We start from the raw sequence: 20,950 nt of genomic DNA, 5'->3' as shown, positions 1-20,950 counted from the left end.
GTCTTGGCGGCCGGATTTGGCTCGTCTCGAGGCGGATCACGATTCAATCGGCTAGCGCCGGGGGCTGTTTCGACGCTTAGCGTCGCCAGCGATCTGGCGAGTCCTCATTTCCTAAGCGAGCTGCGCGGACCCTGAAAGCTCAGTCAAAGCCGCTGTCATTCGGTCTTGGGCGGCGTCCACGAATAGGCGCTCAGACTCCTCGGGACCAGTTCCTTTCCCCACAACCCAGCGGAGACGCGAGACCTTGATGTCACCCACGTTCAACTCACGGTGAGACGGGTCTCGCTCCACAAAGTCGGTGATGATCGCGTGCGGACTCTTGTACGCCGCTGCGAACAAGACGGCCTGAGCGAGATCTTGTCGATTCCAGCTGCGGTCACCAATTTTGTACTTCACGTCACCGGTGAAAGGCGGCGGCCCAAACTCAAGGTCCGGATTAACAGACACAAACGCCGGCAGCAAATAGCGTCCACCGGTCTTCACGACTCGTAGCGGCCGTAGTCCGTCAGCCAGGACAATCCTGATACCGTCTTCGACGACCGCCGCCGAATTGAAGAGGAACGTCCCAGACGCCTGGTCTCCTGTTTCAAGGGAACGGCCGACCCCAGAGAGAATATCGATCGCGTATTTCACTGGTCGTTGGTAGTGGCGGTACCTTGCCGGCAGATTCTCTACGTCGACATCTGGCAGAGGCTCTGGACGCGGGGCCGGCAGCTCGCGAGCGGCGTAGGCCAGCCTGGCCCTCATACGGTCATTGATCCACGGTGAGCGGCGAGCCTGCAGCGCGGCCGTAGCCAGGTATCGGTTGAGAGGAGTGTCCTCCGTAAAGTCTTCGAACTCGCAATCCGCCACGACCTTGCCCTGCAGCCACTGGCGCGATGTCGAGGCGAGGTTGACGTGACCTCGCACATAGGGGAGCCTCTCGGAAGTGCTGACGTAGTCCCTGACAATGCCTCGGCGAAACAATGCGTCAAGCTCGGAGACGAACCACTCGATGACCAACCGCTGGAGGTCGGGCGCTGCTTCCAGGGATGTTGGAGATGAGTCGACCCGGGGCAGACCATTCGACCGGGCAAGCAGGTGCCGAAAGTGATCCATCCCGATCTTGGGCTCGATGATGAGTGTTAGATCCGGCAGACCCACCACGCCCACAACGTTGCCGACGTCGAGGCGCCAGCTTCCTCCATACAGCTTCGTTAGCCGGAAGACAGATCCTCCGCCGCTTCCGAGATCTGCGGCTCCCCACCAGCGTCGTTCGCTAGCCAGCACAACCCCGAGGTGCGCGAGCGCCGCGGCCTGTTCGTCCGTAAACGACTGCGTTGTGGCTCGCGCCTCCGAAATCTGCAGTGTTCTCATCCGCTGAACAGGTTCTCGAGCGTCAGCCCCTCCAGCAATGGGAGATTCCCGCCTACGTAGTCCTCGAGCAGCGGATGGACTTGGCGTTCCCAGACTGCTTGGAGCTTTTGCGCGGTCATCCGCTCGACCATGAAGTAGCTATGGCCAACCCCGTGATGCCGGTCACCCATCAGACCAGCGACCGCGTCGTTAAGGGCATCGAAGCCGGTGTAGAGGGCCGCCCCAAGCTCGTTGACGTGGTCGCCCGACGAGTAGTGCGCGTGAAGAACCAGCGACGACGGCAGAACGTCGAAGAAGTCGAAGCGCCTTCTCAGAGCGAAGTCCACGCTTCGGATGCTTCGGTCCGCAGTGTTCATCGTCCCGATGATCATGAGCTGCTCCGGCAGCGCGAATCGATCGCGGTACATCAGTCGTACCTCTTGATCTCGGTACTCGAGCAAGTAGTACAGCTCGCCAAAGACACGTGGGAGGTTCGCTCGATTCATCTCGTCGATAATCAGCACGCGCGGTTGCCCGTCCTCGGCTATAGCGTCGGCGAGCTTGACGATGGTTCCGGCAACGGGGGCAAATTCAAATGCTCCCGTGTTGCCGACGGTAGGTCGAAGTCCCTCGACAAACTCCTCATAGCCGTAGGTCGGATGAAACTGGACTACTTCGATCTGCGGGTTGTTCTCCACGTTTCCGGCTTGACCGAGCAGATATGCCGCGAGGTGGCGCGCGACGAAGGTCTTACCAGTACCAGGGGGCCCGGCGAGCACGATTTGTGGGCTGGCGTCCACGAGACTCTCGACCATTTTGAGGATCTCGTCCTCTGGCCAATGGGTCGCGGCCGCGACTGCCCGAAGTTGCTCCCCGGCATCATCGGTGACCTCATCTACGACCAGCACAGCGTTCAGGTTCGCATCCTGTTTCTGACTGGGTAGGCCCGATGTATCGGGCAGGAGCGTGAGGAGTTCCGTGAGCCAAAGGAGCCGGCCCTCGATCTCCTGGTCGGACGGCACATGGTCGCGCTCGAATCGGAACGCAAGCAGGTTGCCTCGTCCGTACTGCGCGCCCAGGCCTGGATCGCGAAGGTCGACAGACCGAGTTGATTCCTCCATGGGCGCATGTCGCGACTCGGACGAAGCAGACACTCGATTCCAGCCGTCCGAAACGTTCGCTTCGATGCTGGTGCGGTCTAGCTTCGTGACACCCTGGTTGAGCGAGAGGAATGCCGCAGATCCGTCGGCAGCGAACAGCAGTACTACATACCAGCCGAGAGTGGGCTTTGGCGATTGGGCGGGATCGAAGATGCGGACCCAAGGCACCTTCGCGTTGTTACCGACCCCGTTACTTCCCTTGACTTGCAAGACATGGTTCGCTGCACCAACCAGCGTGGCAGTCATTGCGTTTGTAATGTTGCCGATCATGTCGCGCCGTCGCGACATCGCTGGAGACTGGCCAGGTGTGAAGTGCGACTGAAGTTCTAGCACGCCCTGGACAAGCTCGCCGAGACCGGTCGGAAGACTCTGGGGTTCGTCCGTCATCTCGCCAACCTATTGCAGGGTTCGGTGCGGCTCTGCCTTTCGCGGCGCATGGGCACCCGCGATCATCGCCGGTCAGGTGATTGTTCGCCAACCAAGCTCGGCCTCCGTCACGATTGCTAGGGGCAAGCTGTCTTTGGATCCACTCGTAATGGCCGGTAGCGCGATGTGCTCGATCAGAGCCAGTTCGCGATGACTCGGCAATAGGAAGGTCCTTCACCTGGGCCGGGTCACGGACGCACTCGACGCGAAGCCGTTTTCTGAGGGGCCTTCGCTCAACCACCTAATCGGGCCACGGCCGGCGAGAAGGTCGGTCACCGTAGCGATGAGCTCGTCTCGTAGAGGCTCCGTTACGGCCAGCGTTAGCGCTACCGGGTGCACCGGCAGGGCCAAACCGCTCAGGATCGGTCGTTCGGTCACGATAACGGGCAATAGCTTTCGCGGCCGCCTGCCGGTTTGCGCCACTGGAGGATGCTCCGCATGAGGATCCAAGTGATTGGGATCCTGCGTGGTCGCCAAGACGAAACTCTTGCTGCTTGCAATCGCCGCTCGATGCCGACCTCCTGATTCGCATGGCTGTGCCGTGCATGACTGCGATAACCGCGACACTATTCTGGGCCGATAGCCGTGCATCGAGTCGAACGTCGTCGAAGGGGATGAAGATGGACTTTGGAATGATCGGCGCTGTTGTCGAGGCTTTGAGCTTTGGCGCATCGCTCGTGATCGATTCGGTTGCACGCAAGAATCGGCGGGACGCGGTCAGGCTGTATGAGAATGCGCAGAGCCTGGATCCCGACCAGCTCAGGAGCAGCATCGGCGCTCTGGATATGGCTGGCCATATGCAAGGCGCGGTCGATGCTGAGCTCGTGGAGGCTGCGGTAAGCGCGCCGCAGTATCGAGACCTGGTCCAGGAGGTAGCCTTCTCAGCACTCATCGGGAGCCGTGCCGGTGACGAGGAGACTGCCTCCACCAGCCTTCGGCTCTATCTGCGACAAGAACTTCATTCTCGCGGCGCAACCGAAGCCGACGCCGACGTTTTCGCGGCATACTTCGCCGACGCGTTGCGCGGCGTGTGCGTGGCGGCCATCAGCCATCTGCGAGATTCGGATCCTCAGTCGCTGTCTCAGTTGCAGCAAGTGGGGCTGCTGCAGCGAATCGCATCGATTCTCGACAACATCGAACCGCATCATCGGGCGCTGGTTCGGGCTGAAGATAACGAGATCCGTGGTCGGATGGATGACTTTGTCCGCGAGTACCGCCGTCTATGCGCGGACATACATGGATATATTCGCCCCCCCGACTTCACCACGAATCGAAAAGTACCGATGGATCGGCTTTACGTGGCGCCGCAACTGCGGACCCATCGGCACAAGGCATCTGGGCCGGAGCTAGATGTGTCCGACTTCATCGCTGCTATCAACCGCACTGTAGTGCTGGGTGACCCGGGGGGAGGTAAGTCCACCCTCTCAAATTTCGTTGCGCTGACTCTTGCACGCGACGCGAGTGCCCGGGTTCCGTTTCATATAACGCTGCGGGATTTTGCTCCTCACGCTGAAGATCACTCAGTTCTGTCCTACATCGAGCGAGAGCTGAAGCCTCGGTACCAGGTTGACCCAGTTGAGGGTGCGCTGCAGGATCTGTTCGCGGCCGGCAGAGCAATGGTGATATTCGATGGACTCGACGAGCTGATCGACAGTACAAAGCGCCGAGACATCACGCGCGTCGTGGAGACCTTCTGCTTCCGGTACCCGCTGGTTCCCGTGCTAGTTACTTCTCGTCGAGTCGGTTACGACCTTGCCCAGCTTGACCCAGAGCAGTTCAGCTCATTCATCATTGATGGCTTCTCGGAAGACGAAGTGGAGACCTACGTCCGCAAGTGGTTCGACGCGCAACTTGACTTCACGCCTCAGCAGGCGGACGCGCACGCAGTGGATTTCTATGCGCAGAGCGAGTCTGTGCCTGACCTACGCTCGAACCCACTGATGCTCGCGCTGATGTGCATACTCTTTCGAGGGGAGAATTACATACCGCGCAACCGCCCCGAAGTGTACGAACGCTGCGCCAAACTGCTTTTCGAGAAGTGGGACGGTCACAGGGGAATCGAGACCCCCCTGCAAGCGCGCGCCCACCTTGATTCTGCGATGAAGTATCTCGCCTTTGCTTTCCTCCAGTCCGAAGCAAGCGAAACAGGTATCGGCGAGGCGCAACTTGTCGCGCTTCTTACGGACTACCTCTACCCGCGCGCAGTGGAGACCCGCGAGGACGCACAACTCGCGGCCCAGGAGTTTGTTGAATACTGCAGCGGCCGCGCGTGGGTCTTCACCGACGCTGGAACAACCGAGGAGGGGCAGTCGCTCTACACCTTCACTCATCGCACCTTCCTTGAGTACTTTGCGGCGGTGCATCTCACCAGGATCAACGACACCCCTGAGAAACTCTCAGCGATGCTCCTCCCTCGCGTCGCACGTGAGGAGTGGGACGTCGTCGCCCAGCTTGCTGTCCAGCAGGCCGACAGACTTGAGCGGGGAACTGAGCGCGTCCTCTCATCGATGCTGCACGAACGACGTCGAAGGACTGCCGACAACCGCGGTCGAGTTCTCGCGTTCGTTGCCAGATGCACTTCCTTCGCCGTGGTTTCTCCGTCTCTGATCCGGGAAATAGCCGCTGCCTGTCTCAGTTTCGGTATCGACGGTGTCGGGCAGGACGGCAGGGAGTTTAACCCGATGACTCCATGGCACGAGTTGAGGTCTTCGGCGACCGGACAGGACGCGGCAATTGTCGCATCTGAGATCGAGCACGGCATCGACGCAGCATTCGCCAACGAAAGTCAGATTCGCGTTGCCTCGTGGTTCCTTTTGAACGCCATCGTCCGCTCGGTTGTTCGGTCGCGCGTTGGTCTAAGCGACGGCGCTGAGGTGTGGGAACGAACGTTTCTCGAAACGGGAGCAAAACACGCCCGGTATCTCGAGCATGCAGAGTTGAGCGGAGCCGTTCGCGGAGCAGTGGAGGTTCTCGCGTTGTGTGGCGCCTTGTCGCCAACTAAGGCCGTGGAGATCTTGCAAGGTAAGGGTGAATCGTTCGGCCTCGCGTTCTATGAGGAGCCGAGCACCTTCGGTATCGCCGGGGGCGGACTCTCCGTCACCGAGTCAATGCTGCTGTCGTTCCGTCGTGATTGGGATACCGCTCCAGAAAGTTTCCAGCACGGTGTTATCGCGTTCGCTGAACTGTTCATGGAGCAGTTCCGTCGAGGTGATCGGTCTGCAGTCGGTGTCGTGCGCAGCGGGTCTGTCACCCGTCCAACCCGCCACCGTGCCCAGCCCACGCCGATAGTGGATGCGGCTGTAATTGCGCATCTGGGGCGGGTCGAGCTGTACAGCTTCAATGACCGAAGGCGTGGACGAGGGGTCACCGATCTTCGTGCGAGCTGGGTCCAGTTTGCGAGTGAAAAGCGGGGTACATTCGATCGATTGCTTTCGTCGGCTTCGGATGATGTTCGAGCCTTTGCTGCGAATTGGCAAGAAGGCGGAACGCATGTCTTCGAGGACTTGGCCGCCCTTGAACGGCAAACAGAACATACCGAGCCATACCCCGTCGTAGACGTCGGAAGCATTGCTATAAGTCGGCGCCGCCGCGGAGTTTGAGGCGGCTTGATGCGTACCCGAGACACCTAGTATCAGACGGTCAACAGATCCGGTCCCGCTCGCTGAATGATCTGAGTAGGCAGGCGAACTAGCAGATTCGCTGGCGGATACCACAAGAGGCAGCCTCAGACGATGCACGCAGGCACCCACGGTGGACGACGCCCTTTGAGACCGCTTTGCTACGGATACCTGCATCGAAGAAAAATCCCTGGATAACGGCGAAAACCTAGCCTACTCTGGCGCCATGCGCGGAGGTCTGGAGCGGTGGAAGAGGGGCGTCGAATCCCGCGGGGTTCGGCACGCGATCTCGTATGCTCTAGAGGGCACGTGCGACGCTCACATGCCCTACCCGACGGGCGTCGAAGCGCTCGACGCGTATGGCGCAGCATCCGATTCAACCGTCTCTCGGTTCATCGTCGACAACGGCGTCATCACGACCGACCAGCTCACGGCCGGCGGTCTTCGTGTCTGGCTCACCGGGCACGACCCCATTACCGGCGGGGAACGAGGACACCAGCGCCTGACCCCCGACGCCGACCTGCTGCTCGACGGGACGCTCAACCACCCGAAGTCGTACAGCATCGCCGCGTTGCTGCATCCCGAGCTCGCGGGCGAGTTCGAGGCGCTGCAAGACCGGCTGCGTGAGCGCATCCTGCTCACTTGGCAGACCGAGCTCAACGCGCGACGCGGGCATGGTGGGCTCACTCGCGAGGAGATCACGCGCATCGAGGTCGTCGAGCTGCAGCACCGCCGATCCCGAGCGCTCGACCCGCACATCCACCGTCACCTGTGGCTGAACATCAAAGTGCTTGGCGCGGACGGCAGGTGGTCGAACCTCGACTCGCGTGTCGCGATGAAGCTGCACACCGTCGTCAACGCCGAGGGGGAGCTCGCCGCCCGCACAGATCCCGCGTGGATCGCCGCGCTTGCACGCCACGGGTACAGACTCGACGACTCGGGCGAGATCGCCGAACTCGCCGGCGCCGTCCGCCCGCTCTCGCGCAGGTCGGGCCAGATCGAGCGGAATCGAACGCGCCTGATCGCGGAGTGGTCGGCGGCGCACGGGGGCTCGGCGCCGAGCGCACAGGTGCTGCATCAGATCGACCGGCGTGCTTGGGCGGTAGCGCGACCGAACAAGCCGGAAGACCTGGAGGAGATGTCGTGGGAGTCGCGCGTCCGCGACGAGATCGCGGCGATCGACAAGAGCCTGATCACCGCGCGTGCACCGATTGCAGTCGCTGCGACAGACCTGCACGCCCTCGATCTGGATCTGCTCGCGGCTACGGCGATCGTCGATGCGGACGAACGGTCCACATCGTGTGGCGGACGGTTCAGTACCTTCGACATCCGCGCTGGCGCAACGCGCGCACTCTCGCGGACGGGCATCGTTGCGGAGCGCAACCAGCTCGACGACGTGATCGTCGAGATTGCAACGCGCGCCGCGAAGGCCGTCTATCGGCTCGTTCCCGAGGTTCCGCCGGCCCACGTGAAGGCCTTCATGGCCACCGAGACGGTGCGCGCAAAGGTGCGCCTCGCTGGACGCCTCGACGTGCTTGCCCGGCCGGGGCGCTCACTCCTACCGAATGAGATGTATCGATTCGCGCCCAACGAGGACATCTCGACACTGGATGCATCGCAAGTCGTTGCCGCGTGCGCAATCGCCGGGACCGACGGGCTCGTCACGGTCACCGGCCCCGCCGGCACAGGCAAGACGACGATGCTGCGTGTTGCGTTTGCAGCGCTCGGAGCGCAGCGGCGGCGGATGCTCGTCGTCGCTCCTACCCGGAAAGCGGCGACTGTGGCGTCTCGCGAGGTCGGGGCTGCGGCATCCAGTATTCATGCACTGCTCGCAGACCACGGCTACCGGTGGGGTGCCGATCAGACCGGTGCGAAGATGTGGACACGACTGCGCGTGGGGCAGATCGACCCCAACACGGGTGTCGCATATAGCGGGCCGGCGCAGTACGTATTGCGTTCTCACGATCGGATCGTGGTCGATGAAGCGGGCATGGTCGATCTTCAGACCGCCAACGTCCTCGTCGACCTCGCGATCGAGCAGGGAGTCGGGCTCGCATTCGTGGGGGACCCGCACCAGGCGCTGCCGGTCGGACACTCCGGTGCCATGGGTTCGGCGATTCGGCATGCGAATGCGGCGGTCGAGCTCGATACGGTGCATCGGTTCCGCGATCCCGAGTACGCGGCGCTCACGCTGCGGCTGCGCAACACGAGCGACCGCGAGCACGCGCTGGAGGTTGCAGGTCAGCTTGCGGAACGCGGTCACGTGGTGCGGGCTGATCATCATGAGGCAGCCCGTGAGCGGATGATCGACTCCTACTTCGAGTGGCACGCGCGCGGCAAGCGGGTGACGTTGGTCTCCGGCACCAACGCTGAGGCTGATGCCATCAACGACGCGATCCAGCAGCGGCGAGTCGATCACGGCGAGCTTGATCCCCGCGTGGTCTCGTGGGGGATGGGGGAGCAGCGCATCCTCGTCGGCGACACCGTCCAAACCCGCCGAAACGACCGGGTCACGGGCGTCGAGAATCGTGCGCAGTGGATCGTGCGCGGCATCCGCGAGGAGTTCGTCGATCTGGTGTCGGTTGGCGACAGCGGCGAGTTGCGGCGAGTGTCTGCCGAGTATGCGCGGGAGCACCTGCAGCTCGCCTACGCGTCGACGGTGCATGGCGTGCAGGGCGACACCGCCGATGCGTCCGTGGTCGGGCCGGATGTGGACGCGGCGGGCCTGTACGTCGGCCTTACGCGAGGTCGGGTGCACAACGTCGCGATCGTGGTCGCGCAGACGGATGCCCCCGCCCGCGACCGTCTTGCCGAGTCGATGCAGCGCGGCACACCGGAGCTTACGATGCAGGATGCCGTGCGCGCGGCTCAGGCGGAGATGCGGCGCGCGGCACGGGCGCGGGACTTGGCCGCGATGGCGACCGGGCCGGTGGTGGGGGCGCCCAGTGCGGGGCGTGGGATGGGGATGTAGCGGCGTTCGATTCGCCGGGCGCTCAGCGGGCAAGTTGTCGGCCGCTATCGGGTGCGGGGGTCGGATCCGGCATCAGTCCCTTCGCGACAGCCTTTCGCGTGTTCTGATGAAGAACGGCTTCGGGTGACGGGATTGCTGCGGTCGACAAAGGGAACGCGAAACCAGAGGCCCATGAACAACAACTCGGCCAGGACGCCGGTGTACGCGGACTGGCTTGATGCGGCGGTCCGCTGGGTTCGACCGCCAAAGCAAGGACGAGTAGTCTTCAGCCGTCGGCTGGCCGCGAGTCGCGGAAGTGTTTGTCCACGCCCAATGCCCCGCCGATGGACGGACGGATGCCGAGTTATGCCTGATGAAGCAATCACATTCTTCTGTGTCGCTGTTGGAGATGTCGAGGCGGCGAGGCACTGCGAGAATAAACTCCGGGACCTGGGCGCGCGCAATGTCGACGTTGATCCCAGTGGATCGGGTCTTGTCGACCCACTGACCCTCAGTGTCGCCCGGCGGGTTTCGATTTCAGGATCGATGAGTCTCGCGAAACTTGATGAGTTTCTTGTCCGTTGGTGGAACGAAGAAGGGCAGCCGGGGCTCGTAATTGACACTCGTTCGAAAGCAGTATTTGTAGCGCCTTCGATCGCGGTCAATTCAGGAGACGTAGTGGTGATCGGAGCCCAAACGCGATCCTCCAAGTCCTCCGGTGTTCAACCGACAACCTTCGCAGAGTGGATTGACGTGGCTCGCAACCAGGACCTGCCAACGACTTCCAGGTCTGGCGCTCCAAGCGATGCCCTTTCGAATGCTAAAGAAGCACTTGATCAGGGGGACGTGGCTTTCGGTATCAATAGCAACGCGAGTCTCGCCGAGTCAATTGCTGTCCGGTCCGCCTGGATAGAGCGGCTGTGGCTCGGCTTGCTCGCGGGGTTAGGCCCTCAAGATAGCGGCACAAGTGCGCGTGTGCGCGCGGCCCGAGTTCGATACAAGCCCCTTCGATCATTGGCCGCGCTCTCGCTTTGGGCCGGCCGCTACACGGTTCGCATCAACCTCGGGATGGTGGAGGGTTTGGTCGAATGCTCCCGCACCATCGTGGGTGAGGCTTTCGACCCCGCAGTCCGGGGACCCATTGATGCTGGCTCCGCGATTGAGGAAGCGGGCTTGCGGATGGCAAATGTCCTTGGGTGGATGACTAGCGTTGCGGGATTCCCTGTCTCAACACCGAAACATGACCTGCCGCCGACGGCCGAGGCGCAGGCAAGGGGCCTCGCGACGGGTTCAATGCTGTTCATTCTTGCCCACGAACTAGGCCATGTGATCGCCGATGATGGTGCAGCTTCTGCGGACCGCGCTGATGCGCACCGCCGCGAGTACAGGGCGGACGCGACAGCGATGGCGATTCTCCAGAACTTGGCCGAGGGCTCGAGGGCGACGCTTGCCGCGACTGAACTGTCGGGCCTCGAAATGTCCACCGAGGTCATCAGCGCGTCGGCCGTGATGTATCTGTACCTTGAGGGCGCGATACAGCTAGCGTCAGCCGCAAAGCGGAGGGGTTCGATTCCGGACAGGTCTGAGCTCGCAGCTGTCACGGAAACGACAACTCACCCTTCCCCATTCTTGCGTGCCGCGGCCGTCCGACAGCTCATACCAGACAGCACCGAAGCCCTCGCCGCTGTCGACGGCATGGCCTTGTGCTTCGAATCGCTGTTTCCCGTCATCGAGGCAAATCTGCCCGAGCGGGTAATTGCGCTTGAAGAAGCCGAAAGGTACTGCCGCGAGAACAGCATCGACCTGGTGCAGGCTTCCGCGTTGGTAGGCAAGACAGTTGGAGAGATCTCCACGGGCGGCCTGCTGGAATTCTTGAGGGTGCTGAGCGAGAAAGAATCGGTGACGAATTCTGATCTGAGGGTGCTCACATCGATGGCGGAACACACGCCACGGACCGTAATCGACGTGCTTGCTCGGGCGAGAACTGGAGGCATGGAGATGTCCGGCGGCATGGATCAGCGACGACTTCAGGCGGTAGTAACGGCAATCGCTCAACGGATCGAGCCGCCATCTCTTCGCGCCGCAGTAAACGCTGAAATCGGCAACATGCAGATGCTCGCCAACTGGTAGTCAGATTCAACGATCGCAGTCAGCGTCACCAGCACCATTGCCTCGCGGGCAACAGTCGGGTATAAATCGTTCGAGGTCTGGGCCAAAGGCGGCTCGCTCGGAGGGGACTGAGATGGCGCTCGGAAACGACTATGTCGAGGCTTGGGAAGAGAAGTATGGAGCGGCGAAAGGCTGGTTCGGGAACTGGCCCCCATACTCGCCCGTTGGTCTAGGAGAGGTCGGCTCGCTGGCCACCGACGCTGCGACCGGGCTGCTAACCTTTCGCCCCGGCAACACGCTGGATGACTACGGCATCCCGTTCACCACGACCTCCGACACCGCCCAGGGTTCAGACATCAGTTTCAGCACCGGTAGCGAGACCGCCGTCGAGTTTGGTATCGATGCGTCTACCGAGAAGTTCAAGTGGCTCGGTGAAGGCGAGATCGGCCTGCACGCGTCGTTCGGAAGTTCTGGCGGCATGCAAGCCGACATATCGGGCGTCCGACGTAGGAGAGTAACCAACTTGAACGAGTTGCGCGATCAACTACTTGAAGCGGCAAAGTCAGGAAAGATACCTGTCGGAACCGCGGTTGTCGTTGAGGTCGACACGGCCGAAAAAGGCATGATCGTATCTTCGGAAAACAACAAAGCCGACCTTAAGGTATCGGCGAAGGCCGATGTCAAGCCTGCAAAGGTATCACTGGCCTCCTTTGTTGGTTCAGCTCGAGTGCGTTCGAACGAAGGGGCCGCGGCCCTTCAGGAGTTGCCCGCGCCGTTTACACTCGCATTCCGCACGCTCGTCGTAGGAACTAAGGGAATCTGGTGGTGGAAGCGAATCGTGATTCAGGGGTCTGGCGAGCTCAATGACGCCGAACTTGTGGCGGCCACTGAGGACGCACTCGACGACGACGACTACCTGGCTCGCTTTTAGTTGGGGGTCACCAAAAGCCTTTCACCTCGAATGCCCGGAGCTGGCTGGCATGGGGCTATGAAGACGAACGAGCTCGTCTGGCGAACGCTCGCCGACGCTGCGCTGGCGGGTCGCCGCGAGTGGCGGGATCTGAGCACGCTCGCGGCTGCCGTCGACGCTCCGGTTTCCAGCACGCACCAGGCGCTCGGTCGTCTTGTAGGACATCGGGGTGGTCCAGACACGGCGCCGAGGCGGCATCGTCGTCGTCAGCCGACGACAGGGTTCTGCTCACGTTGGCGGCGAATCGCAACCTGATCCGAGACACCGTTGCGATGACGACACTGAACGCAGTTCAGAGCCTCACAAACAAGCGTCCATCGGCCGTCGCCTTCGGCGGGATGGATGCCGCGGTCCAATGGCTCGGCGGCGTCAACACGATAGCCGATAGAGGCGTCCGGCTGATCTATGCGGATACCGATGCTGCTCAGGGACTTGCCGAAGGCGATGAGGTCCGCGTCGTTTCGCCCGACTTGGTCGCGGCGCGTGCATGGCGGCACGGGTTCGCGAGCGTCGCCCAGACGTACGCCGACCTGTTCGCGATGCCCGGCTGGCAGGCCAGCGAGTTCCGGGTCGCGCTTCAATCCCGGCTCTTCAATCGGGCCGACTGGGAGCAGCCAGAGGAAGCCGCCAGCTGAACACGTGCGGGTTGGCGCTGCACGTTGGCGCATCCACCGCCGAAAAGCTGACCGACCGGCTTCCGGGCGGCAAACCGCCGCAAGCCAAAGCCCAATCTTGTTCCCCTGCGGAAGCGCGCTCAGTCACCGCGCAACTGCGCACTTGAAGTGGTCACCTGTTCCTCGCGGCACTCCACCGCTTCGTGGTGTCGCGCTTTGAGTCCGTAAGTGACTCTATTGGGAGCGATTTCTGCCGTCGATCGGCAGCGGATAATCTTTGACCAGCTTTCTCGCCCAATCCTGAACCGGCTCGACAAGATCGAGCGCAGTACCGAGTTCCGACTTCGACGGCCCCTGACTGTGCAGGATCTCATTGCGAACTCGAAGCAGAGTGCGTGCATCATCATAGAAGTCCGAGGTGATCACTCCACTGCGCAGCAGCCCACGCAGCAATTCACCGATCGGGTAACGCTCCACAGACTCTTCGGAAATCCCGAGTGTGTTGGTGCCCAATCGTCGCAGGTCGGACTCCACCGAGCCCCACCTGATGACAAACTCCAGTCCTTGCGTCGTATCAGGCGTTAGCGGCTCGTCCGCCAGGGTAAGACGAACACTCGAGTCCGGGTCAAAACGGATGGCTTCACGATTCAACCGAGCCGCCTTACGCTCGGCGATCAAGAGCCGTGCTTCGGCAAGTTCTCTAGCACTCGATACCAGGGTCCTCACCACCGCCCAGCCCGCGAAGCCGACCGCCACGATGGGTATCACTATGGACCAGAAACCGGTCCAACCTTCTCCGCCATTTTGAAGACTCATGGCCAGGGCCGCCGCCAAGGCGCCCCCAGTTACGATCGCGGCGACGCTGGCGAGGACCCAGTTCCACTTGCGGCGGTCATCCGCATCCACCGAACCCGATATTTGGCTGCGCGCAGCCGTCGATCCGCTCAGAAACACTGGCGCTGACTGACGCGCCTCAAGTGCTCCATACGCATTGACAATGTCGGCGGCGGTGAGCGGGCCACCATCGCTGAGGGAAGTCGCCTCCGCCAATATTCGTGAACGTTCCGCGTTCAGGTACTCCATCAACGCCGCCTCGCCACCTGAAGTGAGCGCCGCTATCTTGCGGTCAACCGACGTCACGGCGTCTCCTTACGTCGAGGTGCGAATTCGAGCACGATGCTCAAGATGGTCGCTGCCACTAGCGTTCCGCCTGCTACGAAGCCCCACCCAACCCACGCGTTCTCCGCGAAAATCAACGGTATGGCTATGCCTGCGAAGCAAAAGGCGATCGGGACGCCCAATCGCGCCCACGGATACCACCGCGAAACCTTCGGTACGTATCCTCGGTCGCGCACATAGATTCGGGCTGACTCAAAATATGCGCTTGTGTACTGAACGACTGTCGAGGAGCTGCCGCGAGCGGCGACCTCACGTCGGCTCGCCTCATCCAGTACGTCGATGGCGTAATCGCGCACCGCATGCTCGAAAGTTCGTCGCGGCGCGCCTTCGACGTCGGCGGAACCGGGGACAGTCACCGTTACGTCGTCCGATGCCATCGAACTAGTCGCCCCCGTAGCGACGGGAGGAGTTGCTGCGATCGAGACCGTAGCGGGCACCACGTTAGCCACCGTCGGATTCGACACGGTTGGTGTAGGCGGGCTCGCGCCATTTGGCAGACTCGACGTCATATCACCCCGATCGGATCGACCAACCACTCTGACTGGCATCCTACCCATGTCGCCATAATCAACACCTCAGGCGTGTAGACGTTAGCTCGGCCGCTCATGCGTTCTGCGGACGGCCATTTCGCCACAGTCCGCATCAAGGTCCTTGCTCGACTTGTTCAACGAACCATTGAGCGGTGCGCTGGGGGCGCTTGCCAACGATCGTGGCGGGGGAGCCGGGACAGGGATGGGTCTAGGCGCTGACTCGTTCGCTCGCCCGCTGCGGCCACCTCACCTAACCCCTCGACGCGAGCGCACGATCGGTTATCGCCTTCATGCGAGCCTCGATCTCGAGGGGGGGACACGACAGATCCACGGCGTGCCCGTAGATTCGCACGACCGCCCCGTCTACTCCCGCCGATTGAACGGCGATCTCCTGCGGAATCGGCTCTCCCTCCGCGTAGATGAGGTGCCCCTCAGGCACGTTGTGCCGGATGCAGTACGCGAGCATCTGGTAGACATCAGCATTCGGGAAGGCGTCGTTCTTGATGATCTTGTACTTGGCGTCGAACACCGCTCGTATGCGGCCTCCGCGGCGCCATACGAGATCCGGCTTTATGGTCACGTGGCCCATGAGGTCCAGGCGGGATACATGCTGCGATACCACCTCGCCACCGCTTGCGGCAGCGTGACGGGCGACCTCGGCGGCGACGAAGTCCTCGAAGACGGCGGCGACGTTCAGCAGATATCCCGATGCGGACGACGCGCCTTCAAGGTACTCGAGTGACTCGTTGCCAAGAACAAGGCGAGCAAGCGCAATCAGGGGACGGTAGCGCTCATTTCGCCGATCGAATCGAATAGTCGGCAGGTCGTCGCCCCGAGTGAGCAAATTCACGTTCGCGAGCCGTCGGTCGATGCGGTGCAGCCGCGCCCTCGCATGACTCGGCACGCTCCCGAACGACAACAACCGGCGCGCCGCTGACCTCACAAGCTGGTTGGCGGCGATGTCTGTCGTGTATTCGTCATACTGGAGCTCAGCTGGGAGCGGCATCCCGAATCGCCGTCCGATCTGCTCCGTCACAAGCCAACGTCCGCGGATGAACGGCTCCGCGCTGTGCCTCTCCTCGTAGCCCTGCAGTACCCCGCCTCGCAACACACGCTCGCCCCATCGGCCGAATACGTCGGCCATGACCGCGTGGAGAGTGTCGGTCGTCGACAACAAGGCGTCTTCGTCGAACCATTCGCCCCATTGGTTCCCGCGCGACAGCAGGTAGAAGAGTCGGTCAATCGGAGTCTTGGGTCGGATGCGCAACTCGGTGTCGCCGATACGAATGACACCGACCTTGCGGATGCCGGTGATGCGCCATTCGCCGTTGGGGAGCGGCGAGACCGACCCGATCTTGAGCGCCGCGATCTCCGCGGCCTGCTCGATGCTGACCCGAAGAGTTGCCCAGGGTGCTCCTTCGGTGACCTCGACCACACGGATGCTAGAGGTCGTCGGCATCCTCTTGCGCCTCATCGATGATCGCTGGCGCGAGTCGCGACCTTAGCGCCGCGAGCCCGTATCGTTCCTCGATATCGATGCCTTCGCCGAAGTGTGCCTCTTCAAGCAGCGGCAGGATCTCATATCGCCAGATCTCCCGCAGGCGCGCGTCGGAAAGGTCGGCGTCGCTCGGCATCAAATAGCTCGGACCGATCCGGTACGCGCGGTCGTGGATTAACGAGTTGAGCGACGCTAGAAGACGCGCCGGCTCGTCCGAATGTCCATTCACCGCGAGCCATCCTATGAGAACCCGTGAGGTAGGCAGATCGTCCGGATGCAGTTCGACGAAGGCGAAGCGGCGCCTCATCGCCGCATCGAGGAGCGCGATGGAACGGTCACTCGTGTTCATGGTTCCGACGATGAAGACGTTGGAGGGCAGCCTGAACTCCTGCTCTCCGTACAAGAGGCGTACAGGCTCGTCTCGGTACTCCAGCAAGAAGTAGAGCTCGCCGAAGATCTTGGCGATGTTGCCACGGTTGATCTCGTCAATGACCAGCACGTAGTTCTGCTCGGGGTTCTTCGCCGCTTCCTGAGCGACTTCGAGGAAAGGCCCGGGCTTGATCCGATAGACGAGCCCGGTCGATTCGACCGCGGGGCGATAGCCCTCGACGAAGTCCTCGTAGGAATAGCTCGGGTGGAACTGCACGATGCGGGGGGGCTGACCGGTCGCATGCTCAGCGAGAGCCTTCGCGATATACGTCTTGCCGGTGCCAGGCGGGCCGAAGAAGATCACCTGCCGGCGGCGCTCGAGCAGGTTGAGAGTGCTCTGCAGCCAGGGGATGTCAACGAAGAGCTTCTCGGCGAGAAGTTCGTCCGCAGCGGGGAACGCGGGGCGGGTCGCGGGAACATCGGGCTCGATCGGGTCTACAACGACCGGGGCGTCGGAACCATGCCAGCGCGACCAGAGCGGCTCGTTGTAGAGGTTGATAGGTCCGCCCTGCTTTTTCTGCAGCTCGATCGTGATGAGGAAGAGGTCCCGGTCGAGGTCGCCCGTCGTTTGGCCAATCTCGCCAATGAACGCCTCCCGGATCGCCTCGCGCTGATCACCTGAAACGATGTCCTTGAAGGTTTGAGGGTGGAACAGGTACATCAGCGCGAGTCTTTGAGCGGGAATGTTCGGTTTGGGCAGTGCCATGACGAAGTCGCGGAACGCCCACGGGTCCCCGAGGTTGCGCTCGCGCTCCTCTGCGGCGAGCCGCACCCAGGCCGATGCGAAGTTCACAAGCACAGTGAGCGAGTTGACGATGTGGCCAGAGAGCAGCTGACCGGTGCTGAACGAACCGCTGCCGAATGCCGCCTCGATCTCTGAAGGGATCTCGACGCGGTGTTCCATCGTGCTTAACACCTCGTTGACGCGCGTGCGCTTCGCGTTCTCGCCGATGGAGTCGAGGGACGCCGGCAGGAGCTGCAGTGTCACCAGCTCGGCCATCAGCAGGCGGGCGTCATCGCTCACGTTCGCGAGCTGCTGCTTGAGCTGCTCGACGAACTGTCCGCCGGTGTTCCCGGCGCCGACGAACGCGGCGTACGCCTCGTCGACGACCTCAGGGATCCAGATCGATCGACCCGGCGCGAAGACCGATTCGCTGTTCCCGAGAGCACGCTCACTGTAGATCTCCGCTGCCTGGATGACGCGCTTCTGCTGATCGTCGCGCGGCAGGAGTTGAGTGGCGAGTGCCTCCTTGCGCTGCTTGTCCCAGTTGGCGTATCCGGCGCGGGCGGCGTCGGTGAACTCGAGTGGGTCAGCGTAATTCGCGAGTGCCTCGCGGCCAGCGTCGGTGATCGTCCACGTGCCGTTGCCGTCCTTCGTCATCCAGCCGGCCTTCACGAAGAAGGTCGTCGACCACAGCCAGTCGTTCATACCCCGCGGCATGCCGTTGGACACGGTCTCGAGATCCGCTCCAGTCGGCGGATACGCCTCAGCGACGGCATCCCACGTTTCCGCGCGGCGCGCGGAGCCACCGGCCCTCTCCAGTACGTCAAGTGTCATCCGCGCACGCGCAGCCTTCGTCACCTTTGACGACAGTTCGGGCATTGGCCCCACCCTCCAAGCTAGAGCGGGCTTACCCGCTCAAGTCATTCAATCGGATCAGCGGACATCGGTGTGGCTGGAGCGGGGCCGCGGCGTCGCAAGAAGAGAACTGTGAGGCGGACCGTGCACGATGCGTGTTAGGGCCCCCGTTTGCACGTGGCGGACCGAGCGCTCAGTCGGGCAGAAGTCGATCCGGCTTGGGCTCGATTTTGCATCATGCTCACTTGTGTTCCCGGACTAACACTGAGGCGGATGCGATCAACGACGCGATTCAGCAGCGGCGAGTCGATTACGGCGAGCTGGATCCCGGCGTGCTCGCGTGGGGGATGGGGGAGCAGCGCATCCTCGTCGGCGACACCGTCCAAACCCGCCGAAACGACCGGGTCACGGGCGTCGAGAATCGTGCGCAGTGGATCGTGCGCGGCATCCGCGAGGAGTTCGTCGATCTGGTGTCGGTTGGCGACAGCGGCGAGTTGCGGCGAGTGTCTGCCGAGTATGCGCGGGAGCACCTGCAGCTCGCCTACGCGTCGACGGTGCATGGCGTGCAGGGCGACACCGCCGATGCGTCCGTGGTCGGGCCGGATGTGGACGCGGCGGGCCTGTACGTCGGCCTTACGCGAGGTCGGGTGCACAACGTCGCGATCGTGGTCGCGCAGACGGATGCCCCCGCCCGCGACCGTCTTGCCGAGTCGATGCAGCGCGGCACACCGGAGCTTACGATGCAGGATGCCGTGCGCGCGGCTCAGGCGGAGATGCGGCGCGCGGCACGGGCGCGGGACTTGGCCGCGATGGCGACCGGGCCGGTGGTGGGGGCGCCCAGTGCGGGGCGTGGGATGGGGATGTAGTGGCGTTCGATTCGCGAGGCGCGCAGCGCGAAATGCTGCCGGCCGGGGTTTGCGGGCGGGGTCAAATGGGGCATTAGCTTCGCGAGAGCTCGTCGCCTGTTCTGATGGAGGACCCGGTTACACCCCCGGATGCTCACTTGCCAGAAAATCGCATCGTTGCGCCCGCCGACCCGAACTGGAAACGGCGGGCTGTAGTGATGGCTACGCGCGCAGCGCGGTGGTTTGCAGGAACATCCAAATGATGACGATGGCCGCGACGAGTGAGACGAGTAGAGGCGAGGTGATCGCGATTACCCATCGGGTAATCGCGGGATGGTCGCACAAGCGCGCGACGCGGATTCCCGCGATGTACGCAACAGAACGGGTAAACCCCTCTTGTCGACCTTCTCTCCGGAGGCGCCCAGTATCGATTGCGAGCCACAGAAGAAAAATGACGACAGCGGCCTGGCCGGCGTAAAGGCCAACCGTTTGGACGAGCGACGTTAGTCCATCCACCGCCTGCTGGGCGGAACTCCCCGGAATAGCGGTACCGACTAGACCGCCCAGGAATGTCGAGACGCATAGCAAGAACGCCGCAGTCCCATAGCGCCCAAGCCACGAAAGTCTAGCGAGGAGGTGGCTCCGATCAGCCAGCCGAGGCAGTGGGGGGGCACCAGCCAGGACCGTGAGAGCAAGCCCGCCGATGATGATTGTCAACGACCAGAACACCGCGAAGGCCCAAGCTTGACCGAGCAGCGACCCTACGGTCGTGATTGTCACGATCGTCAAGAGCACGGGGACAGGACGCAGAAGCACGGACGCAACGACCTCAGCCCGAGTAGCAGTGCTCATGTCGATAACCTACGAGCATCATCCGACTTCGCAGCCTTACCGTGGCTGTTGGCTACCTGTGAGTCAGAAGCGCCCTAGTTCAGGAAAGCGAAGTAACGAAGTAACGACGCAACGACGCAACGACCATCGTTCCGATTGTGGCCGCGCTTCTGCGGGTCGCGGGAGTAGGCGCACTCACCCAGTCAGCTGCCCGGTTGCCGGCGACGGTAGAACGTTTCGTCAGAACGATCAAACTCGTAACCACATGCCGCCATCAATCGGCCGGCATCGTGTAACTCCAGCCCAAATTGCGACTTCACCTGTTGGGCCGTCCACGAGTGCATTGAGTCGACTTGCGATCTGAGCAACCCATAGACCTCGGAATTCCCCGACAGAGCCCAATACTTGGCTTCACGAAGTGTCTCCCGGTTGCGCCGACTCTCGATGGCACGTCCAGCGGTGCGCATCACTTCAACTGCGCCATACACCTCAAGCATCGTTCGTGAAAACGGCAAGAAGTCCGAAACGACCCAGTTGAGCACTTCTGTGCCGGACGAGTCGCCCCATCCTCCTTGACGGAGGACAACCGCTGAATCGTCCGGACCGACTATCGTGCGAAGCTGTGCCAGAGTTTCCTCTCCCGTGAGATGCAAGAACAACGTGTCCTCTTCGGCTCCATCGAAGGCTGCGCGAGGTGACAGCTTGAAGTCATTGCCATCAGCCTCGCTTGGCCGTGAGAGATGCCGGAGGGCGTCACCGATTCTTGTTCGCGCAAGGTCGTCTGACCGCCCCGAGAAGCGCAATACCACGGGATTCACGGAGCGGCCGAACGCGTACAGAATGTCAAAGGATACTGGCTCGTCATCGGTCACCTAACG

At 62.2% G+C, this 20,950-nt stretch carries 12 protein-coding genes and 1 pseudogene; 6 read left to right on the top strand and 7 right to left on the bottom strand.

From position 1 onward, the window contains the following. Positions 1–111: 111 nt before the first annotated feature. Entirely contained in the window at positions 112–1,356 is a 1,245-nt protein-coding gene (locus tag RWQ91_RS11320; RefSeq protein ID WP_314506040.1) for a 5-methylcytosine restriction system specificity protein McrC, read from the bottom strand. After that, a complete protein-coding gene (locus tag RWQ91_RS11315; RefSeq protein ID WP_314506038.1) occupies positions 1,353–2,882 on the bottom strand; it encodes an MrcB family domain-containing protein in 1,530 nt (509 codons plus the stop codon). The genes RWQ91_RS11320 and RWQ91_RS11315 overlap by 4 nt, the downstream gene beginning before the upstream one ends. 659 nt (positions 2,883–3,541) lie before the next feature. Here RWQ91_RS11315 and RWQ91_RS11310 point away from each other — a divergent pair. From RWQ91_RS11310 to RWQ91_RS11290, 5 genes are all read left to right on the top strand, one after another. Further along, positions 3,542–6,520, top strand: coding sequence for an NACHT domain-containing protein (locus tag RWQ91_RS11310; RefSeq protein ID WP_314506036.1), 2,979 nt, complete (start codon positions 3,542–3,544; stop codon positions 6,518–6,520). Positions 6,521–6,860: 340 nt separating this feature from the next. Then, positions 6,861–9,509, top strand: a complete 2,649-nt coding sequence (locus RWQ91_RS11305) for an AAA family ATPase (RefSeq protein WP_314506034.1) — start codon at positions 6,861–6,863, stop codon at positions 9,507–9,509. Positions 9,510–9,854: 345 nt separating this feature from the next. Further along, entirely contained in the window at positions 9,855–11,618 is a 1,764-nt protein-coding gene (locus tag RWQ91_RS11300; RefSeq protein ID WP_314506031.1) for a hypothetical protein, read from the top strand. Between the two features lie 112 nt (positions 11,619–11,730). Next, the gene (locus RWQ91_RS11295; protein ID WP_314506029.1) at positions 11,731–12,528 is read left to right on the top strand and encodes a hypothetical protein; all 798 of its coding nucleotides are present in this window, start codon (positions 11,731–11,733) and stop codon (positions 12,526–12,528) included. A 311-nt stretch (positions 12,529–12,839) separates the two neighbouring features. Then, the gene (locus tag RWQ91_RS11290) at positions 12,840–13,202 is read left to right on the top strand and encodes a hypothetical protein (RefSeq protein ID WP_314506027.1); all 363 of its coding nucleotides are present in this window, start codon (positions 12,840–12,842) and stop codon (positions 13,200–13,202) included. 213 nt (positions 13,203–13,415) lie between these two features. On the opposite strand, the gene RWQ91_RS11285 is transcribed toward RWQ91_RS11290, so the two are convergent. The 4 genes and pseudogenes from RWQ91_RS11285 to RWQ91_RS17200 all read right to left on the bottom strand — a co-directional run. Further along, entirely contained in the window at positions 13,416–14,321 is a 906-nt protein-coding gene (locus RWQ91_RS11285) for a hypothetical protein (RefSeq protein WP_314506025.1), read from the bottom strand. Positions 14,322–15,140: 819 nt separating this feature from the next. Next, positions 15,141–16,325: a 5-methylcytosine restriction system specificity protein McrC gene (locus RWQ91_RS11280; protein WP_314506024.1), complete on the bottom strand. Its 1,185-nt coding sequence runs from the start codon at positions 16,323–16,325 to the stop codon at positions 15,141–15,143. 7 nt (positions 16,326–16,332) lie between these two features. After that, complete coding sequence (locus tag RWQ91_RS11275; protein WP_314506022.1) at positions 16,333–17,841, bottom strand: AAA family ATPase; 1,509 nt, start codon at positions 17,839–17,841, stop codon at positions 16,333–16,335. Positions 17,842–18,150: 309 nt separating this feature from the next. Beyond that, positions 18,151–18,375 (bottom strand): annotated as a pseudogene (locus tag RWQ91_RS17200) (winged helix-turn-helix domain-containing protein); the annotation flags it as partial. 266 nt (positions 18,376–18,641) lie between these two features. Between RWQ91_RS17200 and RWQ91_RS11270 the strand changes: the two are divergent. Continuing rightward, positions 18,642–19,262, top strand: a complete 621-nt coding sequence (locus RWQ91_RS11270) for a hypothetical protein (protein WP_314506020.1) — start codon at positions 18,642–18,644, stop codon at positions 19,260–19,262. Positions 19,263–20,275: 1,013 nt separating this feature from the next. Here RWQ91_RS11270 and RWQ91_RS11265 read toward each other — a convergent pair. Then, positions 20,276–20,944, bottom strand: coding sequence for a hypothetical protein (locus RWQ91_RS11265; RefSeq protein WP_314506019.1), 669 nt, complete (start codon positions 20,942–20,944; stop codon positions 20,276–20,278). Between the last annotated feature and the right edge of the window lie 6 nt (positions 20,945–20,950).

The sequence above is a fragment of the uncultured Microbacterium sp. genome (assembly GCF_963524805.1).
In the GTDB taxonomy this organism is placed as follows: Bacteria; Actinomycetota; Actinomycetes; order Actinomycetales; family Microbacteriaceae; genus Microbacterium.
The sequence above is the reverse complement of the archived record's forward strand: the minus strand, read 5'-3'. Positions and strand labels throughout refer to the sequence as shown.

Excerpts from the sequence above, each read along its gene's own strand:
- RWQ91_RS11320 (WP_314506040.1), bottom strand. The coding sequence starts at position 1,356 with ATGAGAACACTGCAGATTTCGGAGGCGCGAGCCACAACGCAGTCGTTT.
- RWQ91_RS11315 (WP_314506038.1), bottom strand. The coding sequence starts at position 2,882 with ATGACGGACGAACCCCAGAGTCTTCCGACCGGTCTCGGCGAGCTTGTC.
- RWQ91_RS11310 (WP_314506036.1), top strand. The coding sequence starts at position 3,542 with ATGGACTTTGGAATGATCGGCGCTGTTGTCGAGGCTTTGAGCTTTGGC.
- RWQ91_RS11305 (WP_314506034.1), top strand. The coding sequence starts at position 6,861 with ATGCCCTACCCGACGGGCGTCGAAGCGCTCGACGCGTATGGCGCAGCA.
- RWQ91_RS11300 (WP_314506031.1), top strand. The coding sequence starts at position 9,855 with ATGCCTGATGAAGCAATCACATTCTTCTGTGTCGCTGTTGGAGATGTC.
- RWQ91_RS11295 (WP_314506029.1), top strand. The coding sequence starts at position 11,731 with ATGGCGCTCGGAAACGACTATGTCGAGGCTTGGGAAGAGAAGTATGGA.
- RWQ91_RS11290 (WP_314506027.1), top strand. The coding sequence starts at position 12,840 with ATGACGACACTGAACGCAGTTCAGAGCCTCACAAACAAGCGTCCATCG.